Source organism: Myxococcus sp. AM011 (assembly GCF_013372595.1).
GTDB lineage: Bacteria > Myxococcota > Myxococcia > Myxococcales > Myxococcaceae > Myxococcus > Myxococcus eversor.
Genome location: NZ_JABXEM010000131.1, coordinates 23,425 through 30,026 on the forward strand (window position 1 = coordinate 23,425; position 6,602 = coordinate 30,026).

The window sequence follows — 6,602 nt, forward strand, 5'->3', positions numbered from 1 at the left end:
ACACGCCCTGGAGCCTCAAATGCCGCTGGACCATTACGTGACGCTCGGCCGTTCCGGCCTGCGCGTGAGCCCGCTGTGCCTCGGTGCCATGACGTTCGGTGAAGACCTCGGCTGGGGGTCCAGCGTCGAGGAGTCCCAGCACATCATCGACCGGTACATCGAGCTCGGCGGCAACTTCATCGACACCGCGAACTTCTATACGAAGAGCCACTCCGAGAAGATCATCGGCGACCACGTCGGGCGCCACCCGGCGCGCCGGGACAGGCTGGTGATTGCCACGAAGTTCAGCGGGAACCTCTACCCCGGGGACCCGAACGGCGGAGGCTCCGGCCGCAAGTCCATCATCTCGGCGTGCGAGAACTCGCTCCGCCGCCTGCAGACCGACTACATCGACCTGTACTGGCTGCACAACTGGGACATCCACACGCCCATTGAAGAGACGATGGCCGCGCTCGAGGACCTCGTTCGAGCCGGCAAGGTCCGCTACCTCGGCGTCTCCGACACGCCCGCGTGGAAGATTGCCCAGGCCAACGTGATGGCGCACTTCCGGGGCTGGTCCTCGTTCGTCGGGTTGCAGATTGAGTACTCCCTGCTGGAGCGCAGCGTCGAGCAGGAGCTGGTGCCCATGGCCCTGGAGCTCGGGCTCGGCATCACCCCGTGGTCTCCCCTCAAGAGCGGCGCGCTCAGCGGCAAGTACACCCGCGCGAACGCCGGAGAAGTGAAGGGGGACCGGGGCGCCTTCATCCACTCGTACCTGAACGAGAAGACCTACGCGCTCGTCGACGAGCTGGCGGCCATCGCCCGCGAGCAGAAGAGCACCGTGGCGCGCGTGGCGCTGGCCTGGGTGCAGGCGCAGCCGGGCGTGAGCTCCACCATCATCGGCGCGCGGCGGCTGTCGCAGTTGGAGGACAACGTGGGCGCCCTCTCGGTGAAGCTGACGGCCGAGCAGCTCGGCCGTCTCGACACGCTGACCAAGCCGGCCTTCGGGTTCCCCCAGAGCATGCAGCCCATCTTCCCCGCCATCCACAACGGGGGCACGACGGTGAACGGCGTCTTCATGGAGGCGTCCGCCTTCGGCGTGGTGAAGGGCGACAAGCCCTACTAGCCCCCGGTGCTCAGCGGCCGCCGAGCAGGCCGCCCAGCATCCCACCCAGCCCGCCACCGGAGTCGCCACCACCGGCGCCTCCGGTGAGCATGGGGAGGACGGAGAGGACCTTGCCGACGAGCGCGGGGTCCAGCCGCGACTTGAGGAAGTCGAGCAGCAGCGGGGCGACGAGGGCGGCCTTGCTCGCATCCAGGTTGAAGCGGCCGAGCAGCGAGACGACGGCGGCGACCTCCGCCCCCTGCGCCGCGGCGCCGCCCAGCGCGCCCATCAATCCTCCCGCGCCACCCTGCCCTCCCATGAGCCCGCCGAGCGCGCCCATCAGCCCGCCCCCTTCCGGCTCGGCGGCAGGCGCGGCCTGCTGCCACCGGTCCATCTCCGGGATGGCCTGGCCCAACTGGTTCGCGGTGTCCGGGCCGAGCTTCTCCTTGACGGTGCCCTGCACCAGCTTCAGCAGGCCCCCCGCGAGTCCCTGCGCCTGCGTGCCATCGACTCCGAGCTGCTGCGAGAGCTGTCCGATGAGGTCCATGTCGTGTCCCTTCGTGTCCGCGTGGAAGAAGGACACCTTCCTAGCTGGCCCGGCGCCGCGCGTGTAGCGACGTTTGAGAAGATGCGTCGTCCGCGTGGCATCCCCCCATCGACCGATGCCTGCTCGCGCAACCCGGCGCGCGTCCGCCTGACAATTCCTACAAATGCACGAGGCCTCGCACCTCATGCTCCATCCAAAAGGAAGCTGTCATGCTCAAGCGTCTCGTCACGGCGTTGCCGAAGTCCGTCCCGAATGCGCGGCCCTACTCCACCCGGCCGCCCACGCACCTGCCCCCCGCGCCCACGAAGAGCCCCTCGCGAATCGCGCAGGAGACCCGTGCGCGCAACAACAGTCACGACTTGATGAGCGACATCATGGGCGCCGAGGACCGCCGGCACGGAGGCAACAACCTCCAGACGCCCCGGCTGCGTCCGGATGTCCTCCTCTCGCGGCGGGACAACCATCCCTTCAAGCCCATCCAGCCCGAGTTCGGGACGCACAAGGCGGCCATCGACGCGAAGGGCACGCTCTTGCCCGTGGACAAGGACGGCGCGACGCCCGTGGCGCTGCACGTCGACGGCAAGCAGGAGTACAAGGAGAAGAGCCCCTTCACGTCCTTCAGCGGCCTGCCGACGGGCGTGGACGGGACGGCGCCCCACCAGCTCGTCGACAAGCCGATGTATGGGAAGAACCTCATCGTCACCAATCCCTCGCAGGAGCCCCGGGGCGGCGTGGTGTTGGACCCATTCGACATCCAGCGCGACATCCGGACCCACCCGGACAGCGCGCTGGACGAGACGGCCGTGCTGCGCAGCCAGCCCCGTCCCCAGCCGCTCTGGCAGCCCACCGCCGAGGAGCGGGCGCTGATGCCGTCGGTGGGTGTGGACCCCGCGCAGTCCAGCTTCACCTACCGCGAGCGCGCCCTGGTCAACACGGCGAGGGACCAGGAGTACCTCGTGAAGGGCCCCATCCGGGAGTTCACGCTCCAGGTGCCGGGCAAGGACGGGGCCCTCCAGACGCTGTCCCGGGATGAGCTGCTCGAGCGGGCCCGGCAGGAGCACGCCCTGAAGAAGCCGCTCTGAGCAGCCCCAAAGCCGCTACAGCTCGTGGGTGATGATGAGCCCGCGCGTCGAGTCCACGAGGTACACGTAGCCATCGCCGGGGATGCGGACCCCGAAGGTGCCTTCGAAGAGGCCGTGCCCGCGTCCCGGGTCGGCCTCGCGGAAGGTGTTGAGGTGGGCGACCTGCCTCGGCTGGGTGGGGTTCGAGACGTCCAGGACCCGCAGCCCCTCGTGGTACCAGGCGACGTAGAGCAGATGGCCCCGCAAGAGCAGGTTGTGCATGGACACGGTGGGCCGCATGCGGTGGGTCGCGATGAGGGAGATGCTCGCCGGGTCCGTGACGTCGAGCACCCGCACGTGAGAGCCATTGAACTCGCCCCCTTCGAAGGCGATGGTGCGGCCCGCGAAGGTCCCCACCGCGCTGTGGTGCGCGTAGCCGGCCAGGTCTGGCCGGAGGTAGTCCCCCAGGTGGCGCACGTCGTTCAGGTCGGTGATGTCCATGATGGAATAGCCTGACTCCGCGTTGCTGATGTAGAGGCGGCCCTGGTAGGCGAAGACGTCGTGGGGACCTCCGCTGAAGCCTCCCGGTGTCGGCGTGACAATCTGGAGCAGCGTGGGCTCCAGGGGCTTGGACACGTCATAGACATAGGTGCCCGTGCCGGGTGCATTGGCATACAGCCGGTCTCCGTCGACGAGCACGGTGTGGACGCTGTAGGGGCCCTCGGCCCGGCGAACGAAGATGGGATTGGCCGGCTCGCGGATGTCGAGGATGACGAGCCCCGAGGAATTGCTGGCGATGTAGAGCGCATCGTCCTTGGCCCAGACGCCGTTCCAATCCGTGTCATCCGGCAGGGACAGCGTCTTCTTGAGGACGGGATTGCGCCTGTCCCTCACGTCGAAGACGCTGAGTCCGCCCAGTCGGGGCGAGGCGTTCAGTGAGACGACGTAGGCGTGCTCCTTGGCCACGAAGAGGTCCACGGCCCTGCTGACGGGCGTGGCTGCCTCGGACACGAGCGAGAGGCCCCCGGAGGACTCGCCTTCCCCCGCGGCCCAGGTCATGCGCTGGGCCACGAAGGTGCCGAGTGTCTTTCCGAACCGCGCGTCACTGGAGCAGGACACGTAGCAGCCGGTGATGACCCCGGGCGCGGGGACATGGCAGCCGGCGAGCGCGGTGGTGGTGATGATGTTTCCCGAGGGAATCGCGAGGCTGCGTCTCCCCGCGAGGAAGAACGTGCCGCCCTCCGTCACGCGGGCGACGAGCGGCCCGCTGTTCATGGCATCCGGCGTGCCGTCGGTGTGAAGCCGGACGCTGACGGTGTTGCGGGAGATGGAGGTGGTGGTGGGCTGACCGGCCCGTACGCGCATCTCCCCTCGGAGATTGACCTGGAAGATGCCCTGCCCCTCCGCGCCGGAGAGCTCGCCCGGCGAACAGCTCGACAGGTCGAAGGCCGTGAGGCGCTCGCAGAGGAGCGGGTCGAGGCTCTCCGGATTGATGAACTGGCACGCGTCATGGCGACCGGTCTCCACGACGTCGCCCAGGTCCTCCAGCGGAGTGGAGGTGCCGTCCCACGGTGGGGGCCCGGCATCGCCGCCGCCTGGGGCGGGGGATTCGTCACAAGCGGACAGGAGAAAGGAGAGCACGACGCAGAGCGAGCGCCATGCTCCACGTGAGCAAGGAAAAGGCTTCATGAGGACCCCCGGGATGGAGCCACCCACGAAGGCGCGGGTGGTCATCCCGGATACGACGAGGGAGTCGCCATGTTCCCCGGCACGCCGCTGATGCTTGCCGGATGGCGACAGACTCCCTGCTCTCTCACCGGGCCGACATGTCTCGAGGCCCGTTGGTCCTACCCTTGCAACTCGCGCGGGCGTCGCGTCACTTCACCTCGACGCCCGGCATCTGCCCCAGGCCCAGGTCAATCCACCCCGGCATGTTGTAGCTGGCCGTCGTGCCGTCCGTCCTCGTGGCGAGCGGGTTCTGGTCCACGTGGCCCGCGGCGCCCAGGCTGATGAAGAGCGCCGTCGGCATCGACTCCGGCGTGGCCTCCATCAACGTCATCGTGGTGACGGGCACATCGGGCAGGTAGTCGTGCGTCGCGTCGAAGTCGCGATACGCGGTGAGCCAGGCCTCGTGGCTGTAGCCCGGGTCTGCCGGCGTCATCGCCAGCGTGGCGAAGGGCTCCCCCTCGGCCTTGAGCTTCTGGCGCTGGGCCGCGAGCGCGGCCGGGTCACTGGAGTCCGCGAAGAAGCCCACCACCATGTCCTGGGCCTGCCGGGCGGCGACGTTCTGGACGTTCGCCAGTCCCTCCGCGCCCGTCACGGTGATGGTGGTGAACTCGGTGCCGCCGTACTGGAGGATGTCCATGCTCATCCCCTCGAACTTCCGCGAGCCGTCGGGGTTGAGGGAGAACTGGATTTCGAACGCGTTGTCGGTGCCCGCCACCCTGCCCTCGGCCGTCACCGTCGTCTGGCCGTTCACCGTCGTCACCGTCTCCGTCAGGCGCTCGTCCCAGAACTGGTGCTCGAAGCCGACGAACTTCGTCAGGTTCAACTCCGCGCTGAGCGAGCCCTCCTGGGACCAGGTCTGCTGCGTGCGCACGTCCAGGACGCCCGGGCCCGTCTGCGTGGGGAGCGTGCCCTCGCGGACGAAGGTCTCGTAGGCCGTGCGGCCCTCGGGCGTGCCCAGGTCGAACTCCACGCTCGCGGAGTTGCCCTGCGTGTAGCTGTGCTCGGAGCCGATGCCGCCGCCCACCTTGTGTCCCTTGATGCTCAACTCCAGGCCCAGCTCCAGCTTCGACGTGAGCGTCTCCTCCGGGCCCACCGTCACGCGCACCGTGGTGTCTCCCGTGCGCTCCACCGCCACCGACTGCGTCTGCTCCTTGCCGTTCTCCCCGCTGAGCTTCAGGGGCCCGATGGACAGCCCGTTCGACGTCGTCACGAAGTCGGAGGCATCCACGACCAGCTTGCTGCCCGGCGGCAGCGCCAGCGGGTCGCTCAGCGTGGGCACCTGGAAGCCGCCGGGGTTCATGATGAGCTCGCCGATTTCTCCCTCGGTGAGCGCGAGTTCGAAGCTGACCGACTTCTTGCTTCCGGACTCCGCGCCCACCTCCACACCGAACGGGCCCACTTCGCCGGCCTCGACTCCCGCGCCGCCCTTGAGTCCGCCGGTGGCCTCGAACGTGACGGTGATGAGGTGGCGACCGTCCGCGGTGGGCTCCGTGGGATTCCAGCTCAGCTTGACCTCCGTCTCCGCGTAGGCGCCGCCGCTGATGGTGCCCTTCAGCTCGCCCTTCTTCTTCTCCCCCTCCAAGGGCTTGAACTCGGCCTTGATGCCCACCTTGATGGTGCCGTCGGTCGAGATGCCGATGGACGGCGACAGGTCCACCAGCTCCTTCGGCTTCTCGGGCTCCGCCGCGCCCCCCGTCGTCGCCGCCGCGTCATCCGCCACCGAGCGGCTCGCGGCGCCCGTCAGGCCGAAGCCGTGGATGAGCGCCTCGCGCGCGGGGCCCGGAGGCACGGACAGGATGCGCGCGAGCTGCGCGTCCGGCACCGCCACGGGCTGTCCATAGGCCGCATGCGTCGCCTTCCACTCGGAGAGATTCGCATACGTCTTTCCGGGCTCGTTCGGGTCGACGATTCCGCCGCCCGGCTTGCGCACCAGCGCGTGGCCCACGCTGTCGCGCGAGTCGCCGAGCAGCAGCACCTGGTCCCCTGGCTTCGACAGGCTGTTGGCCTTCTCCAGGCAGTTCGCCTTGCCGTCCCCCAACACCTCCGTGCGCAGCGTGCTCGCGGGACTCGCGCCGCCGGACAGGTCCATCGTGGGACGCCGCCCGGACTGGAAGCTGCTGCGCGCCGAGTGGCCCGCCGGCTCCTGCTTGGGCGCGGGAGGCGCAGGGGGCTGTCTCTTATA

5 protein-coding genes are annotated in these 6,602 nt (G+C 68.9%); 2 read left to right on the plus strand and 3 right to left on the minus strand.

All coding sequences use genetic code 11. The annotated features are described in order from the left end of the window. The first annotated feature begins 19 nt into the window (after window positions 1-19). Complete coding sequence (locus HUW62_RS25750; protein ID WP_163864918.1) at window positions 20-1,105, plus strand: aldo/keto reductase; 1,086 nt, start codon at window positions 20-22, stop codon at window positions 1,103-1,105. Window positions 1,106-1,115: 10 nt separating this feature from the next. Here HUW62_RS25750 and HUW62_RS25755 read toward each other — a convergent pair whose 3' ends face one another. After that, window positions 1,116-1,817, minus strand: a complete 702-nt coding sequence (locus HUW62_RS25755) for a DUF2780 domain-containing protein (RefSeq protein WP_303626848.1) — start codon at window positions 1,815-1,817, stop codon at window positions 1,116-1,118. A 23-nt stretch (window positions 1,818-1,840) separates the two neighbouring features. On the opposite strand from HUW62_RS25755, the gene HUW62_RS25760 reads away from it, so the two are divergent. Next, window positions 1,841-2,713 (plus strand): hypothetical protein, encoded by an 873-nt coding sequence (locus HUW62_RS25760; protein ID WP_176435894.1) that lies wholly within the window; start codon window positions 1,841-1,843, stop codon window positions 2,711-2,713. Between the two features lie 15 nt (window positions 2,714-2,728). On the opposite strand, the gene HUW62_RS25765 is transcribed toward HUW62_RS25760, so the two are convergent. Both HUW62_RS25765 and HUW62_RS25770 read right to left on the minus strand, forming a co-directional pair. Next, complete coding sequence (locus HUW62_RS25765) at window positions 2,729-4,333, minus strand: LVIVD repeat-containing protein (RefSeq protein WP_368670483.1); 1,605 nt, start codon at window positions 4,331-4,333, stop codon at window positions 2,729-2,731. Window positions 4,334-4,568: 235 nt separating this feature from the next. Continuing rightward, a partial coding sequence (locus HUW62_RS25770; protein ID WP_176435896.1) for a hypothetical protein occupies window positions 4,569-6,602 on the minus strand: 2,034 nt, incomplete at its 5' end.